Annotated in this window: 11 protein-coding genes; 8 read left to right on the plus strand and 3 right to left on the minus strand. The window is 49.8% G+C overall.

All coding sequences use genetic code 11. The features are described 5' to 3' along the window. Window positions 1-58: 58 nt before the first annotated feature. Window positions 59-4915, minus strand: coding sequence for an NAD-glutamate dehydrogenase (locus Q1B11_RS12785; protein WP_299733232.1), 4857 nt, complete (start codon window positions 4913-4915; stop codon window positions 59-61). A gap of 233 nt (window positions 4916-5148) precedes the next feature. On the opposite strand from Q1B11_RS12785, the gene Q1B11_RS12790 reads away from it, so the two are divergent. From Q1B11_RS12790 to Q1B11_RS12820, 7 genes are all read left to right on the plus strand, one after another. Next, window positions 5149-6120: a MoxR family ATPase gene (locus tag Q1B11_RS12790; RefSeq protein WP_299733235.1), complete on the plus strand. Its 972-nt coding sequence runs from the start codon at window positions 5149-5151 to the stop codon at window positions 6118-6120. 26 nt (window positions 6121-6146) lie between these two features. Further along, window positions 6147-7091, plus strand: coding sequence for a DUF58 domain-containing protein (locus Q1B11_RS12795; protein ID WP_299733238.1), 945 nt, complete (start codon window positions 6147-6149; stop codon window positions 7089-7091). Next, a complete protein-coding gene (locus Q1B11_RS12800) occupies window positions 7091-7570 on the plus strand; it encodes a DUF4381 domain-containing protein (RefSeq protein ID WP_299733241.1) in 480 nt (159 codons plus the stop codon). The genes Q1B11_RS12795 and Q1B11_RS12800 overlap by 1 nt, the downstream gene beginning before the upstream one ends. Then, window positions 7563-8585, plus strand: coding sequence for a VWA domain-containing protein (locus Q1B11_RS12805; RefSeq protein ID WP_299733244.1), 1023 nt, complete (start codon window positions 7563-7565; stop codon window positions 8583-8585). Before Q1B11_RS12800 ends, Q1B11_RS12805 begins: the two co-directional genes overlap by 8 nt. Beyond that, window positions 8582-10477, plus strand: coding sequence for a VWA domain-containing protein (locus Q1B11_RS12810; protein ID WP_299733247.1), 1896 nt, complete (start codon window positions 8582-8584; stop codon window positions 10475-10477). Before Q1B11_RS12805 ends, Q1B11_RS12810 begins: the two co-directional genes overlap by 4 nt. Then, entirely contained in the window at window positions 10471-12225 is a 1755-nt protein-coding gene (locus Q1B11_RS12815; protein ID WP_299733250.1) for a BatD family protein, read from the plus strand. Before Q1B11_RS12810 ends, Q1B11_RS12815 begins: the two co-directional genes overlap by 7 nt. A gap of 225 nt (window positions 12226-12450) precedes the next feature. After that, window positions 12451-14265: a long-chain fatty acid--CoA ligase gene (locus Q1B11_RS12820; protein ID WP_299733401.1), complete on the plus strand. Its 1815-nt coding sequence runs from the start codon at window positions 12451-12453 to the stop codon at window positions 14263-14265. A 46-nt stretch (window positions 14266-14311) separates the two neighbouring features. Here Q1B11_RS12820 and dauA read toward each other — a convergent pair whose 3' ends face one another. Beyond that, window positions 14312-16039, minus strand: a complete 1728-nt coding sequence (dauA, locus tag Q1B11_RS12825; protein WP_299733253.1) for a C4-dicarboxylic acid transporter DauA — start codon at window positions 16037-16039, stop codon at window positions 14312-14314. Window positions 16040-16165: 126 nt separating this feature from the next. Here dauA and Q1B11_RS12830 point away from each other — a divergent pair, with 126 nt between their 5' ends. Then, complete coding sequence (locus Q1B11_RS12830) at window positions 16166-16672, plus strand: phosphoribosyltransferase family protein (RefSeq protein WP_067586904.1); 507 nt, start codon at window positions 16166-16168, stop codon at window positions 16670-16672. A 210-nt stretch (window positions 16673-16882) separates the two neighbouring features. On the opposite strand, the gene aroC is transcribed toward Q1B11_RS12830, so the two are convergent. Next, window positions 16883-17965, minus strand: coding sequence for a chorismate synthase (gene aroC / locus Q1B11_RS12835; RefSeq protein WP_299733259.1), 1083 nt, complete (start codon window positions 17963-17965; stop codon window positions 16883-16885). Between the last annotated feature and the right edge of the window lie 53 nt (window positions 17966-18018).

An 18018-nucleotide genomic window follows, 5' to 3' on the forward strand; every position in this document is an offset into this window, starting at 1 on the left:
GGAGGACGCTGCAGAGTCCCTGAAACGGGCAAAAAATGAAACAAACGTTTCGTCACCCTTATAAATTTGAACCATGCAAACTCACCTGGGCCAAATCCATCAATTCCCGATTCGCTACCGAAAATATAGCAAGATCGGCTTGTGACGTATTTCGAATATCCCCCAGCATTGTCTGCCAGCGAGTGACCAGCACTTGATGATCGGCAATCCATTGATCAATCGTCTGTTCAATCGACATATCGTCTCGGATCATGCGAATCAATCCCACTGACAGTTTTCGTTGCTGCCAATTCAGCTCGTCTCTTGCACTATCCCGGGCAAGCGATTGCCAGTGACTGGTGACCTTTAACTGGGAAAGCGCCTTGCCATACCAATCCAGCTCAAGGCGAGAACCAATCGCAAAGAAGGTTTTCACCGCCAGATCCAGCGACACACCGGTTTCATCCGCAACACGGATCACTGGCAAAGCACTGAGTAGATAACGCTGACCGGTCACCATCAGTGCCAGATCCTCCGGAACCCCCTGGGAAGCCAAGTCAGCTACGGCTCGTTTCAGTTCTTCCTGTTCTTCATTGCCCATGGCCTCCATAAAACAGCCGAGGAAATGTTGGAGCTTAGGCCGATAATGAGCAACACAATCCGCCGCTATCAAATCCTGACGCTTCAAACGAATCAACCAGCGTGTGGTTCTGCGCAGCAATTTGATCACTGAGGCAATCATTTTATATTGCAACTCGCTGGACACAACCAGATCCAGCTTCTCAATTGAATTCCAGAAATAGGCAATATCGAACATGTCACGACTGACGCTGAAGGCGCGGGCAATCTCTGGCGCCGATGCCCCGGTGGTAATCTGTAAACGGTGAATAAACGTCACGCCCATCATATCAATCAAGTGATTAGCAATCTGGGTTGCCACAATTTCCCGACGCAAACGGTGATGCTTAATGGCTTCGGGAAACTCTCTGACCAACACTCTGGGGAACGCAGTAAAGGCCTCCCGCGCCAGGTATTCATCATCAATAATGTCAGAGTTTAACAGCGCCTCCTTCAAATCAGACTTACTGTAAGACACCAGCAGCGACAACTCTGGCCGGGTCAGCCCTTTGTTACTCCCCATGCGCTCCGTGATGGTTTCATTATCTGGCAAGAACTCAATACTGCGATCTAGACGACCCTGCTCTTCCAGATACTCCATAAAACGACGGTATTCACCCATCCGCGTGGCAATGTCAGATTCCACCACCGAGATGGCCTGAGTCTGACGATAGTTATTGGTCAGCACCAGAGTAGAGACTTCTTCCGTCATACTTTCCAACAACTCATTACGCTGTTTGATGGTCATATCGCCGCTGACCACGCGGTCATTAAGCAGGATTTTTATGTTCACCTCATGGTCCGAACAATCCACCCCAGCGGAGTTATCAATAAAGTCGGTGTTCAGTCGACCTCCGTACGCAGCGTATTCCATTCGCCCTAACTGACTGACGCCCAGATTACCCCCTTCTCCGATAACCTTGGCCTGAACCTCGCAACCGTTCACTCTTAATGGATCGTTGGCTTTGTCGCCCACGTCAGCATGGGTTTCATCCATGGATTTGATATAAGTGCCAATCCCTCCGTTCCATAATAAATCCACCGGTGCCCGGAGCATGCAGCGGATCAATTCATTGGGTGGTAGCTGGTTGGCACTGATAGTAAATCGTTTTTTCATTTCCTCAGAGATTGAGATGGACTTGGCCTGTCGAGAAAAGATGCCGCCGCCTCTGGAAATTAAATCCCGGTTGTAATCCGCCCAGCTCGATCGGGGCAGCGCAAAAAGACGACAACGTTCTTCATAGCTGCGAAACACATCGGGGTTCGGGTCAACAAAAATATGCAAATGGTTAAACGCCCCAACCATAGCAATGGTCTGGGAGCAAAGCATGCCGTTACCAAACACATCACCGGACATATCACCAATACCAATGGCCGAGATAACATCTTCCTGGACATTGATACCCTGCTCTCGGAAATGTCGTTGTACCGACACCCAGGCACCTTTTGCCGTGATGCCCATCTTCTTGTGGTCGTAACCCACACTGCCACCGGAAGCAAATGCATCCCCCAGCCAGAATTGATATTCATCAGCGATTTCGTTGGCGATGTCTGAAAAGGTGGCGGTCCCTTTGTCCGCTGCAACCACCAGATACGTGTCATCGTCGTCATAAATGACAACTTTTTCGGGCTGCGCCACCTCACCATCCACCAGATTATCGGTGATATCCAATAGCCCACGGATAAAGGTTTTATAACAACGCACGCCTTCTTCAAGAATTTCTTCTCTGGTGCCATCCACTGGCAACCGCTTGGGCACAAACCCACCTTTGGCACCCACAGGCACAATCACAGAGTTTTTCACCTGCTGTGCTTTCACCAACCCAAGGATTTCGGTTCTGAAATCTTCCACCCGGTCTGACCAGCGAAGTCCACCTCGGGCAACTTTTCCACCCCGTAGATGTACGCCTTCCACCAAAGGGGAATACACAAAAATCTCATACAAGGGGACAGGTTTTGGCATGTCCGGAATCTCCCGGGCGGCCATTTTCAAAGAAATGTAGGGTTTCTGATCTCCGGATGAATCAACCTGATAAAAATTGGTTCTCTGGGTAGCTTTGATCACATGCTGATAACAACGAACCACCTTGTCTTCACTCAGTACGGACACTTGATCCAGTGATTGCAGGACTTTTTGCTGAATCTGCTGCTGCCGCGCCAGCCGCTGTTCAATGGACAACGCAAGGTTGGGATTAAATCGCACTTCAAACAACGCCACCAGCAATCGAGCAATATCGATGTTATTGCACAGCGTTTCGGCAATATAAGATTGACTGAAGCCCACCCCGATTTGCTTAAGATAACGGGCATAAGCGCGCAGCATGGACACCTGTCGCCAGTTTAACCCGGCAGACAACACCAGTCGGTTAAAGCGATCGTTCTCCGCTTCTCTGAACCAGATTTTCTCAAAGGCTTCCTGAAAAACGGGGCCTACCTTCTGAAGATCCAACGACACCCGGTTATCAAAACTCAGCAGAAAATCATGAATATAAATTTTCGCGCCGCTGCTGGACCGAATCAGGTAAGGGTATTCACCAATCACTCTTAACCCAAGGTTTTCAATAATGGGAATTTGATCCGCCAGCGGCAAAGGCTCCACATAGTGATAAAGCTTTAAATGCAGCTGATCCGGTTGATCATTCAGAGAACGATAAAACTCCATGGAAATCGGATTTTCACTGTGCATCAGCTCAAAATGACGCAAGTCCGTCACCGCTGATTGTGGCGTAAACGCTTCCTGATAGGCCGCACTGAAACCATTAGAAAATTGCCCCAGCAGACGATTACCGCGCACTTCACCAAACGCTTCTAAAGAAGCATCTCTGAGGTCATCATTCCAGGAAGCTGCCGCCATAATCACTTCCCGGGTGATAATATCCAGACTGTAATCAATGCGGCTTTTTAACTTAAAGACAAAGTGGACCCGGGCAAGGATGGATTCTGAGAAATAGGTTGTAAACTCACTGTCCTCAGCTTCAAGGCGTTCACACAGAATCCCCTCGATCCGTTTGCGAAAGCTGGTGCTGTAGATGTCTCTGGGTACAAAAACCAGAGCGGAGCAAAATGGGCCATAAGGATCCTGACGAATAAATACCTTTATCTGTTTGCGTTCCTGAATGCGCAAAATGGATAAAGCGGTTTCGAACAATTCGCCCTGCGTCGTCTGAAACAATTCATCCCGAGGGTAGATATCCAGAATTTGCACCAGATCTTTCCCGTGATGACTTTGTGGATCCAAACCTGAACGTTGAAGAATGTCATTAAGCTTGTTACGAATATGGGGGATTTCATAAGGCGTTTTGCGATACACCGGAGAAGTATAAAGCCCGACAATGCGAGATTCACCCACAATACGACCCTGCTCATCAAACCGTCTGACAGTAATAAAATCAGGATACGCTGGCCGGTGCACACTGGATCGAATGGCCGCTTTGGAAAACGACAGCCTTTCCGTTTGTTCAAAAAAATCATGCTCAATAAACGGCTGAAGTAATAACTGTCTGAACCCACCCTGCTCAGAAGGCCTTAACAAACCCCGAAGATGCTCCGGTGGGCGGATTAGCTTTCGTTGTTCATCTTTATCAACAACGACAAATTCTTCATAACCTAAAAACGTAAAATTGTCGTCCAGCAGCCATTCCAAAAATGCCTGAACTTCGTCTTCTTCCTTCAGCAGATCACCCGGCAGCGACTTCATTTTCCCCACCTGCCCTGCCAGCTGTTTAACCCTGTCGGTCATGTCCTGAAAGTCGTCCACCACACGGCTGACGTCAGACAACACCGCCTGCAGCTGTGCTGCCAGATCGTCCAGCTCCTCCTGATCTTCGCAGCGGTCAATTTCCAGATAGAGCATCGCTTCCCGGCTGACAAACTCGCCTTCCTCCCGCTCATCGGAGAACACCATCATGCAATCTTCTGATCGGCGTGAGTACAACACACCATTGCGCAGCAGGTGAATGGTGGTACCAACTTCATTCAGTTTCATGCGCACAGAGTCCACCACAAACGGCATATCCCGGTGCAAAATGCGAACCACCGTGTGGGTCGAATGCCAACCATGATGGTTGTACTCAGGGTTGATTACTTCGATCCGAGGCGCTGCCGGATCATGATAGGAAATGAAGTCCCAGAATGAGCGGGTTGAGCCGAGCGTATCCTGCCAATTGCCAGAGGTCAGGTCCTGATGGGTATCCAGAGCATAATACCGGAAAGCAAAGTCTCGAAAATTATCCACTTCCTCCACCGGCAGATGGGGGGAAATGTCGTCTATTAGCTTATCCAGTGTTTCCTCGCGCTCTAGATTTGTTAACTGCCCCATCCTTGGCCTCTCCAATACCGATAAAATAATAAAATCGTTTCAATAGGCATCGGCGTGTGCATACCTATATAAAGAAAACAAAGCCGTTTTTTTAAAGAATTCCGTAAAGCTTTCGCAAGCCTTGCTCATCAGGGGTTTCATTGTGAAAAAAGGCTTTGTAGAATTTTCAGTCACCGTTTCTGGCGTATACTCGTCAGACGTCGAATACTGTTGAACGTCCGGGTTGAGAAAGCATGTCCACAAGCCACTGTTTTACACAGTTCAATCAGCTGAAACACTATCTATCCAGCACCATCATCGGTCAGGAGCACTTGGTCAATCGCCTGTTAATTTCCCTGCTCGCCGATGGTCACCTACTGGTTGAGGGCGCGCCCGGTCTGGCAAAAACCCGCGCCGTTAAAGCCCTGTCCGATGGTTTGGAGGCGGATTTCCATCGCATTCAGTTCACGCCAGACCTGCTCCCGGCAGACGTCACCGGTACCGATATTTATCTTCCCGAAGACGGTAGTTTCCGCTTTCAGCCCGGCCCGGTGTTTCACAACCTGATTCTGGCGGACGAAATCAACCGCGCGCCGGCCAAGGTGCAATCCTCTTTACTGGAAGCCATGGCGGAACGTCAGGTAAGTGTCGGCCAGAAAACCTACCCGCTGCCAGACGTATTTATGGTGATGGCAACCCAAAACCCCATCGAACAGGAAGGCACCTATCAATTACCAGAAGCCCAACTGGATCGCTTTATCATGCATGTGCGGGTTGGCTATCCGGATGTAGAAGCAGAACGCGCCATTCTGAAACTGGCCCGGGGCGAAGCCATGAACAATCCGGTAGAGCAGCCCGAATCCTCCTTAACCCAGGAAAATATTCTGCAGGCTCGTCAGGAAGCGCTGACGGTGCATATGGAAGACTCTGTCGAGGAGTACATTGTTCAGCTGATTCATGCCAGCCGAAACCCGACACTTTACAGTGATCAGCTCGCCGGTTGGCTGGAATATGGCGCCAGCCCGCGGGGCACCATTGCTCTGGATCGTTGCGCCCGCGCCCACGCCTGGCTGGAAGGCCGAGATTTTGTCAGCCCTGATGATGTGCAGGCCGTTGCCCATGATGTGCTTCGCCATCGCCTGCTGTTGACCTTTGAAGCAGAAGCGGAAGGAAAAGACGCTGACCATATCATCAGCCAGCTTCTCAACCTGGTTCCTGTCGCTTAACTCCCTTAGAAGGTGAAGAAAAAACCATGAGTGGAGCGTATTGCACGTTACAGAGTTTGGTAAACCTGCGCTTGCAGGCCAAAGACCTGACTTTGTTCAAATCAGGGCGCAGTTTGCACCAGATGTTTGGGGGTGTCCGTTCACCGTTTAAAGGCCGTGGCGTGGATTTTGAAGAAGTTCGTGCCTATCAATTTGGCGACGATATCCGTTCCATCGATTGGCGCGTAACCGCCCGTCGTATGAAACCCCACACCAAAATCTTTCAGGAAGAACGGGAGCGCCCGGTGATGATTCTTCTGGATCAACGCCACTCTCTTTTTTTTGGTAGCCGACTGAATTTCAAATCCGTCACCGCCGCCGAAATTGCCGCACTGATTGCCTGGGCTACGCTCAATCATGGCGATCGCATTGGCGGCGTTATTTTCAATGAACAAGAATTGCAGGAAACCCGACCAAAACGTTCGCGCAAAACCCTGATGCACTGGCTGAACCAGACCGAAACCATGAACCGCAAACTGTCCCTGGCTGCCGTCGCCAGCCACGATGCCGCCAACGGCATGGCTCGCGCCCTCCGCCATGTACGACGGGTAACCCACCCGGGCACGCAGATTTTTTTCATCAGTGATTTTCAACATATGAATGAAGAGTCTGCGCAGCATTTAGCCCAGCTGGCACGAAACAACGAAGTGATGGCCATCAACGTCAGCGACCCTCTGGAACAGGAACTGCCAAAGCCCGATCAATATCGCATTACCGATGGTCTGCATACTCTGACAGTAAACACCGGCAGATCGGAACTAAGACGACAATTTCAACATAACTATCAACAGCAGCAGGAACAGCTTCATTCCTTATTGTCTCGCTACCGCATCCCGTTGATTCAAGCCAGTGCCGCAGAACCCACCGCCACGCAAATGCTGGGCAGTCGCGCATTAACGCCGAAACCCGTATCAGCAAGGGAGCCATCGTAATGACGCCAAACGCTCCCACGTCCCTGCTTGATCAGCTGCGCCCCAATCATCTGCCAGAACCCATTGGCTTTTGGCCACCGGCGATTGGTTGGTGGTTATTGGCTGCTGCGGTTATGAGCATCACGATACTTCTAGCCATGGTTGTATACCGATATATTAAAAAGAACCGATACCGTTCCATGGCATTGTCAGAAGCACGACAGCTGCAAGATAATTTCCAAGGTCACCAGTCACCGCAGCGTTTTGCCCAGAACTGCAACGAACTGTTAAAAAGAGTGGCACTGCACGCTTACCCTGATCGTCAGGTGGCCGGGTTGCACGGTGAGCAATGGCGACAATTTCTGGCAGAAACGGGCAAAACACCGGATTTTGCCAACAGCAATGCCTTCAGCAATGATCGTTTTAACCCCAACGCGATGTTGAATACCGATAACACTTATGAACTAACCCGGCGATGGATCAAGAAACACCATGCTTGAGTTTCAATTTCTCTGGATACTGATCGCCCTGCCGCTTCCTTTGCTGGTCTATCGATTCACTCGACCCGCCAGTACCGGAGCCGAGCAGAGTGCTGCACTGCATATTCCCTTTTACCATGCGCTTTCTTCCATGGCCGGGGAGCATTACGTTGAAAAAGAACAAAATCATCGTCGTCTGCTGCTGCCCAGCCTGATCTGGGCTCTGTTATTAATTGCCGCCAGTCGTCCAGTATGGGTGGGCGACCCGGTGGAATTACAGAGCAGTGGCCGCGATTTGATGATGGCCGTGGATCTCTCCGGCAGTATGGAACAAGAAGATATGGTCTTGAATGGTCGCACCACCAATCGACTGGCCGCCACCAAATCCGTCATGAATGACTTTATCCCTCGCCGCCGGGGTGACCGGCTTGGGCTGATACTGTTCGGCACCCAGGCGTACCTGCAAACACCATTAACCTTTGATCGCCAGACGGTGAAAACCCTAATGGATGAATCCGCCATTGGCATGGCGGGTAACTACACCGCCATTGGTGATGCTTTGGGTCTTGCGGTCAAGCATCTGCGAAAACGTCCGGCCGACAGCCGGGTATTAATTCTGCTCACCGATGGCGCCAACACGGCCGGAGAAATATCCCCACAGCAGGCGGCCCAAATCGCCAGAGATGAAGGCATTAAAATTTACACCATTGGTTTAGGTGCTGATGAAATGATCGTTCGCAGCCTGTTCGGCAATCGTCGTGTCAATCCATCCGCAGACCTTGATGAGAAAACCCTGAGAGAAATGGCGGAGATGACCGGCGGTCGTTACTTCCGGGCACGAAATACGGAAGAATTAAATCAGATCTATGCGTTACTGGATCAACTGGAGCCTACGCCTCAGGAAACGCAGACATTTCGCCCCTCCAAAGGTTTGTTTTACTGGCCACTGGGTGTCGCGCTATTGCTAAGCCTTATTGCCGCATTCTTAAAAGCCGCCCCAACCAAATGGTGGCAACAAGAGAGGGCTGATACATGATCGAAGCCATCAGCCAATTCCATTTTTTAAGACCGCTGTGGTTGCTGGCGCTCCTGCCCTGCCTTGGCCTTTTGTGGTTTTTCTGGAAGCAACAGCGCACAAAAGGCAACTGGAGTCGTGTTATTGCTCCAGAACTCCTGCCCTGGCTGCTAAAAGGAGGCAGCACCAAAACCACTCGCTGGCCACTGTCATTATTATTGGCCGGCTGGGTGATCACCTGTCTTGCAATGGCTGGCCCAACCTGGGAGAAACAACCGGTACCTGTCAGCCAGAACCAGAACCCACTGGTGGTTGCCGTCGATCTCTCCTACATCATGTACACCGCCGACCTGCAACCTAACCGGCTGACCCGTACCCGTTTCAAACTTCAGGATCTGTTTAACGAGCGCAAAGATGGTCTTTCTGCCATTGTCGCCTACGCTGGCTCAGCTCATACCGTTGCGCCACTGACCGACGACAGTCGTACTTTAAATAATCTCACCAGGGCAATGAGCCCCGACATTATGCCAGCCCAGGGCAACAACCCCGTTCAGGCAATACAATCCGCCATGGATTTGCTGGCCCAGGGCAGCAATGATAAAGGCACGATTCTGCTGGTTACCGGATCCATCACCCAACGCCAGGCGGATGGCATTAATGGGTTATTAAAAGGTAAAGGCATCCGCCTCTCGATACTTGGCGTCGGAACAGAACAGGGAGCGCCAATCCCCTTACCGGATGGCGGATATTTGAAGGACCGACAGAGAACCATCGTCGTACCTCAACTGGAAACCGAAGCATTGCAGGCACTGGCCACCGCAAATGGTGGACAGTATCGAACAATGACGGTGGATAACGCTGATTTATCCGCTCTGCTCAGCGCCATTGATAATCCGTTGCTCGCAAATAGCGAGACCATCTCCGACCGCGAATTTGATCAATGGTATGACGCAGGATACTGGCTTGTCTGGTTATTACTGCCCTTGGCATTGTTCGGTTTTCGTCGAGGCTGGCTAATGGTTCTGACAGTCACACTACTGCCCTTCAGTCAGGACTCCATGGCCCTGGAATGGCAGGACCTTTGGAAAACCCAAGATCAGCAAGCACAGGAAGCGCTGCAGGCCGGTGATGCCGCTCAAGCCGCTGCACAGTTTGATGACCCAGCGTGGAAAGCAGAAGCGCTGTTTCAGGCAGAACAATACGATCAATCCGCAGAAGTCTTGAATGCCAATCCTCAAACCGACCACGCCAACAACGCCTACAATCAGGCCAACGCTCTGGCAAAAGCAGGCAAGCTGGAAGACGCTCTGAAAGCATACGACAATGCTCTGTTACAGCAGCCTGACATGGAAGATGCCCAGTTCAACCGCGATCTGGTTGAGCAAATGCTGAAGCAACAACAGGAGCAACAACAGCAGCAGTCAGACAACAATCCGTCTAAAGAGCAATCCCAAGAGCAAGAGTCTCAAAATCCGCAGTCCCAGGGTGAGCAACAAAGTAGTCAGGATAATCAAAACCAACAACAACCGAACAGTGGACAGCAGTCGTCCGAAAACAATTCAGAAGAACAACCGCAATCACCGACTAGTGATGGAGACGCCTCTGAAAACCAGCAGCGCAACGAGGAAAGTCAGCAGGCAGATAACGCCTCGGAAAAAGAACAGGAAACTCAGCAAGGTGAACAGCAGCAAGCGCAGAATCAGCCTGCAAATGAAAAGCCTGAAGCCACTGCCGATCAACCCTCTGAGCAATCGTCAATGGACGCTGTTGAAGAAAAGCCCATGACACCGGAACAGCAAGCCATCGAAAGCTGGCTAAGAACCATACCCGACGACCCGGGCGGTCTATTACGAAGAAAATTTATGCAACAACATATGCAAAAACAAAGAACGAGGGAGGAAGGATCATGGTAGGCCACTCTTCCAGAACACTATCGATTACTTTTGTCGCGCTATCGCTGCTGCTCTCATTATTGATATCAGTAGGCGCCAGTGCCGATTTTACCGCCAGTGTTAACCGCACCACCATTGCGCCCCATGAATCACTGGAGCTAACCCTGCAAACCGATGAAAGCACCGACGAGGCACCCGACCTCTCGACACTGGAATTTAACTTCGACGTCCTCGGTACCCGACAACACAGCCAGACCAGCTACACCAATGGCAAAATGTCTTATTCCCGCAAGTGGATCATTACCCTGATTCCCAAGCAGGAAGGAACGGTAGTAATTCCACCGGTCTCTTTGGGCAAGGAGAAATCCCAACCCATTTCCATCACGGTGACCAAGCAGAACACTCAAGACCCTTCCATAAATGACAGCCCGTTATTCATGAAGGCTGAGGTCAGTAATGAAAACATCTACGTACAACAAGAGTTGTTGCTGACCGTACAGATTTTTTACCGCATTCAGCTCTACGACGACAAACGTTTATCCAGTCTTGATCTGGATAACGCATTGGTTCAGCAACTCGGGGAAGCCCGAGAGTTCGACGACATTATCAGCGGCATTCGTTATCGCGGTATTGAATTGAAATACACCATTCACCCGCAATCGGCCGGTGAGTTAATTATTCCACCATTAACATTCACCGGAACCGCAGCCGAAACACAGGATCCATTTGGCAGCTTCTTTTCCCGCAGCGGAAGACCGGTCACTGCCCGGTCTGCAGAACTGAAAATCAATGTAAAACCCAGCCCGGATAACTACCCGGCATCTGACGCCTGGCTACCGGCTCGCAATCTAACCCTTCAGGAACAGTGGAGCCAGCCTCTGGATACCCTCAAGGTCGGCGATGCTATTACCCGCACCATCACCGTCAATGCGGATGGCCTCAGTGCAGCCCAGTTACCTCCCATACTGATGCCACAGCCGGAAGGGGTGAACAGTTACCCCGATAAATCCAGCACAGAAGATCGCGAAACAGCCAACGGTATTCGTGGCCAACGAACCGATTCAATTGCCATGATTCCAACCCGTTCGGGCACCATTACTCTGCCTGTGATTGAGTACACTTGGTTTGATACGACCAGTGGCGAAATCAAAACCACCAGTCTGCCAGAAACAACCATTACCGTTGCTCCATCCAAGCAACCCATCGCCCCGGTTATCAACCAGCCATCGGCTACTGCTGTTCAAACACCATCAATCAATGAATGCCCAAAGCCAACGCCCGTATCGGCTGATTCAAGCGACAGTTCTTTGTTACTTTGGCAGATTCTTTCTGGTGTATTCGCTCTACTTTGGTTGTTCACTTTAGGCCTGTGGAGGTTCAAACAACCTACATCGAAGACCGAGATCTACGAGCAGAAAACCACACACAACAAAAAAATAAACAGTGAGGAACTGGCCGCTTTCGAACGATTGGCAGCCGCCTGTCAAAAAGAGGATGCCTCACAGGCATTGAATGAACTAAAAAGCTGGAGCCGTTTATATCTGAACAAAGGTCAACTCCATTCTCTGGCAGACAGTCTAAAGTTACTCGGCTCCCCTAAACTGGAGACTATCTGCAATGCATTGTCAGAAAGTCGCTACAGCACTCATCAGAAAACGGTGGATATTCAAAACCTCTTAACGGAAATAATCATCGAATGTCGTAGAATCCGCGATGAAAAGCCCCCAGAAAAAGGCGGGAAATCTCTCGGAAAGCTCTATCCGGAATAAAACAATAAAGAGGCATGGGGTAGAATACCCTATGCCTCTAAGGCCATTAAAATGTACACAATTACACTTTTGATAAGATAATTACCAATGGTTACACTTTAATCTGCTGAATTCTTTAGAAAATGACTTCGATCAATTTGTGTCTTTCCGCCCATCCTGTACTATCACACCCTCAAAACCTTTGACTGATTCACCATCCAGTTGTCGAGAATACTGTCTGTGCCGATGAACTCCCCTCTGAACATGCATCTGATCAGCCTGATCCAGGAACGCGTCCAACGCCACCCAGAACAAGTGGCCATGCGCTTCGCCAGTGACTGTTCTGAGGATTGGAAGCAACTAAGCTGGCAACAACTGTCGGATAAAGTCTGCAAAACATCCCATGCACTGCTTCAGCAAAATCTGGGCGTTCAAGAAAAAGTCGGTATCTGGTCACAAAATATGCCCCAGTGGACGGTGGCGGATCTGGCCTGTCTTCAGGCGAGATTGGTTACGGTACCTCTCTACCCCACTAGCACCATTGAGCAGATTCGATACATTCTCGACGAAACAGAAGCTTCGCTGATCTTTGTGGGCGAAAAAGCTCAATACCTCGGAGCCGTTGAGCTGTTAAACACCCTGCCAAAGTTAAAGACAATTGTCGTTTTTGATGCATCTGTGGATATTTCAGACTGCCCTCATGCTATCCATTTCGATGAGTTTTTAAAACAGTTAAAACAGACTGAGACGACGGCAAACTTACAAGAGCGAATCGACAGCCGCTCCATGGATGATCTGTTTACGCTGATCTACACCTCTGGCACCACCGGTGAGCCCAAAGGCGTCATGCTGGATTATTCCAACCTTGCTGCCAGTTTTCAGGGTCATGACCAAATCATTCATCTGGACAGCTTGGACACATCACTGTGCTTCCTGCCACTGAGCCATATTTTTGAACGTGGCTGGACCTATTACGTCCTGATTCGCGGTGCTACCAACGTATACCTGAAAGACCCGCAGCAGGTCAGTGAAGCTTTGAAAACCGTTAAACCAACGGTGCTTTGCTCTGTGCCGCGACTGTTTGAAAAAATCTACACCATGGTTAACAGTAAAGTGTCGTCTGCACCGTTTATCCGTCGTCTGATTTTCAACTCTGCCCTGAAGGCAGGCCTTTCTCACATGGATTACAAACGCCGTGGAGAGACACCACCGGCATATCTGCAAAAGCTAAATGCCATTGCGGATAAAATGGTGTTCAGCAAAATCCGCGACGGTCTTGGTGGCAAGATTCGCTTTATGCCCTGTGGCGGCGCAAGGCTTGATGATGATATTAACCGTTTTTTCCATGCCATTGGTGTGGATGTCAAAGTCGGCTACGGTATGACCGAAACCGTTGCCACCGTCACTTGCTTCCGCGATACCGAATTTGAATTTGGCTCTTGTGGCACGCCACTGCCCGGCACTCAGGTGCGCATCGGTGAAGAAGGCGAAATTCAGGTGAAAGGTGGAACCGTGATGAAAGGCTACTACAAAAAGCCTGAAGACACGGCTGAAACCTTTACTGCTGACGGTTGGCTCCGCACGGGTGATGCCGGTCTGATTGATGAAAATGGCGCCCTGCGCATGACGGAACGCATTAAGGAACTGATGAAGACGTCTAACGGCAAATACATTGCGCCTCAATATATTGAGGGCACCCTCAGTAAAGATCGCTTTATTGAACAGATTGCCATTGTCGCCGATGCCCGAAACTATGTGACCGCCCTGATTGTTCCCGCTTTTGAAGCTCTGGAAGAGCACGCCAAGGCGCTTAACCTGAAGTACCAAAATCATAAGGAACTGATTCAACACAGCAGCATCCAGGCATTAATTGAAGAGCGACTGAGCCAAGTACAGAATAGTCTGGCCAAGTTCGAGCAAGTAAAAAAGTTCACCCTGCTACCAAAAGAGTTCTCTATTGAGATGGGGGAAATCACCCCCACTCTGAAACTTCGCCGTAAAATCATCATGGAACGTTTCAAGAAAGAAATTGAAGCCATGTACTCATCGGCAAAAGCCTGATCAAAACTAAAAGGCACCCATAGGTGCCTTTTCTTTATCTTGGAATTTAATCGACGGTTCTTAACTCAACCAATGTTTCTATCAGTGTTGGGTAAAACTTAACAACCCCGTCTTCAGGGTCTACACCTGCCCTTGCCAGTGCTTTTAACGGCTGAAATTGCAAGTCACAAATCATCAAATAACACTGATTCTGACGACAATGTTCAATAAAACGCAGCAGCCCAGAAAGGCCACCTGCATCGAGAATATACACATTCTCCATTTGCAGAATAATCTGTCGTTTATTGTCACCGAGGCGTTTCACCTCACCAAACACATGATCTGCAGCCGCAAAGAAAACAGGCCCCTCGATTCTCAAAACAACCGTCTCCTGCCCCAGTTCCTCAGCTACAAATCGTGGATCATTCGTCACATCTCTCACATGGATCATCTCGGCGACTTCTTTCATAAACAGTAACGAAGCCAGCACCACACCCACAGAAATAGCGATGACCATATCGAAGATGACTGTCAGAAAAAAACAAACCAGGAAAACGGTCACATCGCTTTTCGGCGCCGTTTTCAGTAGATGGACCGCCTTTGGCGCCTCACTCATATTCCAGGCCACTACTAACAGCAGTGCAGCCATGGCAGACATGGGGATAAACGACAAAATGCCTGTTAATGCCAATAAAGCCAGCAAGACCACCAGCGCATGAATCATCCCCGCAATAGGGCTTTGCCCACCAGACTTCACATTAGCCGCAGAACGGGCAATGGCAGCCGTTGCCGGAATACCACCAAAGAAAGGGCTGACAATGTTGCCAATGCCCTGTCCCAGCAGTTCACTGTTAGTGCTGTGTCGTGTACTTGTCATACCATCCAACACCACTGCACAGAGCAGTGATTCAATGGCACCTAACATCGCTATCGCAAAGGCTGAAGGCAGAAGCGCCTGAATTAATGACCAGCTGATCGTTACCGGCTCACCATCTGCCCCCGGTTGCAACCACGGCCACTGAAACTCCGGCGGCAGCGGTGGAATTCCCATACCAGTTGAGCCATCCGCCATCAGGTAATGAAAACGACTGCCAATGGTGGCCACATCATACCCCTGGCTTCCCAACACAATCGCCACAAGGCTCCCCAGAATCACCGCCGGTAAGTGTGCCGGTACTGGCAGCTTGAACCTTGGCCATAACAACATGACGATCAATGTCGCACCAGCCACCAGCACACTTGGCCAGTGAGCATCAGGTAAGCCATTAGCGATTAACGCGACTTTTTCCCAATAATGCTCTGGCAACGAACCCAGCGATAAACCGAAATAATCCGGCAGTTGTAACGTTGCAATCACCACACCAATACCCGCGGTAAAGCCGAGAGTAATGGATTCCGGAATGTATTGAATTAAACGACCAAGTCGCATTAATGCCATCAGTACCAGAATAACGCCGGACATGACGGTAGCCAGCAGAAGGCCTGCCAGCCCATGCTGTTCCGCAATGGGAAACAACAGCACGACAAAAGCAGCGGTAGGCCCGGAGATGCTGTAACGGGAACCTCCCAGCAACGCAATAATAAAACCGCTGATAATTGCCGTATACAATCCATATTGCGGCGCAACACCACTGGCAATGGCCAATGCCATGGATAGCGGTATGGCAATGATACCGACCGTTAAACCTGCAAGAAGGTCTTTGGCAAAGCGACTTTGGGAATATTTATCAGTAATACACGACTGAATAAAGGCATGACATAACTTCAACGATGTCAGATGAGCACGATGTGGCACGGGAAACGCCTTGATACTTCAAAAAGGGTAAGAGTTTGTTAACAAGAAAGGTTTTGCAGCACTATTGCACAATGATAACCCCTTCCATAGAATTTGCAGACTAATTTTGGCTGGCCTGATGAAACCATGCAGCAATATAATTTTACCTATAACGATATTCACAACACCATCTGCAAGGCAGCCAAGGTGATTAGAGAGCAGGATTACGCCCCTGATTACTTGCTCGCTATTGGTGGCGGCGGTTTAATTCCTGCCCGCATCATGCGTACATTTATCAATCGCCCTATCCTGACCGTAGCGCTGTCCAGATACAGCGATGAGATTGGCACAGCCCCCGCAAGCACACCCATCAAACTTCAATGGTTGGAAACAGATATTAACCTGGCGGGCAAGAAGATCTTGGTGGTGGATGAAGTGGACGACGAACGGACAACACTGGAATACACGCTGCAACATTTGATGGAAACCCATCCGGATGCTGAGTTTTCAGCCTTTGTCGTACATAACAAAAAGAAAGCCAAAAAAGGTAAGCTGCCCGAAGGTATGAAACACTTTTTTGCTGGCGAAGAGATTGAAGATTACTGGATCAATTACGCTTGGGATGCTGAAAATATTGATGCTTTTGCACAATAAGTACCCAACCATATGAAATCATATTTTCTGACTCATTGATCAGACCCTCTGACTGCGTTGCAACTCTGGTCACATAGCTCGCTATGCTCCCGCCGTTGCGCCTTGCAGAGAACCTGATCAACAAGCCAGAAATATTCGATTCCATATGGCCGGGTACTTAAGCAGACATAAAAAAGGCTTCGAAAGAAGCCTTTTTATTATTAAGTTGGCTTAAATAACAGGCGCCGGACTGACGACATCGGCATTCTGCGCGCGGTGTCGCATGAAGTGATCCATCAAAGTGATCGCCATCATAGCTTCCGCAATGGGCACACCACGAATACCAACACAGGGATCATGACGCCCTTTTGTCACCACTTCCATCGCTTCTCCTTGCATATTAATGGAGCGGCCCGGTGTGGTGATACTGGAAGTGGGTTTGAAGGCAAGATGAGCAACCAGGTCTTGACCTGAGCTAATCCCGCCCAGCGTTCCACCGCTGTGGTTGGAGAGAAAACCTTCTGGCGTCAGTTCATCCCGATGCTCGGTGCCCGTCTGGGCAACGCAGTCAAAACCGTCACCAATCTCAACGCCTTTCACCGCATTAATGCTCATCAGACTGTGGGCTAAATCCGCATCCAGACGATCAAAGACAGGCTCACCCAAGCCCGGCGGCACACCGGTGGCTTTTACCGAAATCCGGGCACCGCAGGAGTTCCCCTCAGTGCGCAGATTAGTAATCAGCTCTTCCATCTCCTTCACTTTGGCAGCATCCGGAGAGAAAAACGGATTATTTCTGATCTCAGCAGCATCAAACTGCTCGATCTTTACCGGGCCAATTTGCGACAACCAACCCAGAATTTCAATGCCCTGAGTGCGGAGAAACTTTTTGGCAATGGCACCCGCCGCTACCCGCATCGCGGTTTCACGAGCCGATGAGCGACCACCGCCCCGATAATCACGAACACCATATTTATGGGTGTAGGTGTAGTCAGCATGGCCGGGGCGAAAAAGATCCTTAATGGCGGAATAATCTTTTGAACGTTGATCCTGATTTTCAATCAACAACCCAATGGGGGCTCCAGTGGTGACACCTTCAAAGACACCAGAGAGAATCTTTACCTGATCCGGTTCCCGACGTTGAGTTGTGAACTTCGAAGTGCCTGGCTTACGACGATCCAGGTCACCCTGAAGATCGGCCTCGGTTAATGGAATACCCGGAGGACAACCATCCACGATACAGCCCAGGGCGATACCATGGGACTCGCCAAACGTGGTCACCCTGAATAATTGTCCAATACTATTTCCAGCCATTTTTTATTCCAGCCATTTTAAACGATCTTTTTATTCTCTGAATAAGGAACTCT

The organism is uncultured Endozoicomonas sp. (assembly GCF_947495845.1).
Taxonomy (GTDB): domain Bacteria; phylum Pseudomonadota; class Gammaproteobacteria; order Pseudomonadales; family Endozoicomonadaceae; genus Endozoicomonas.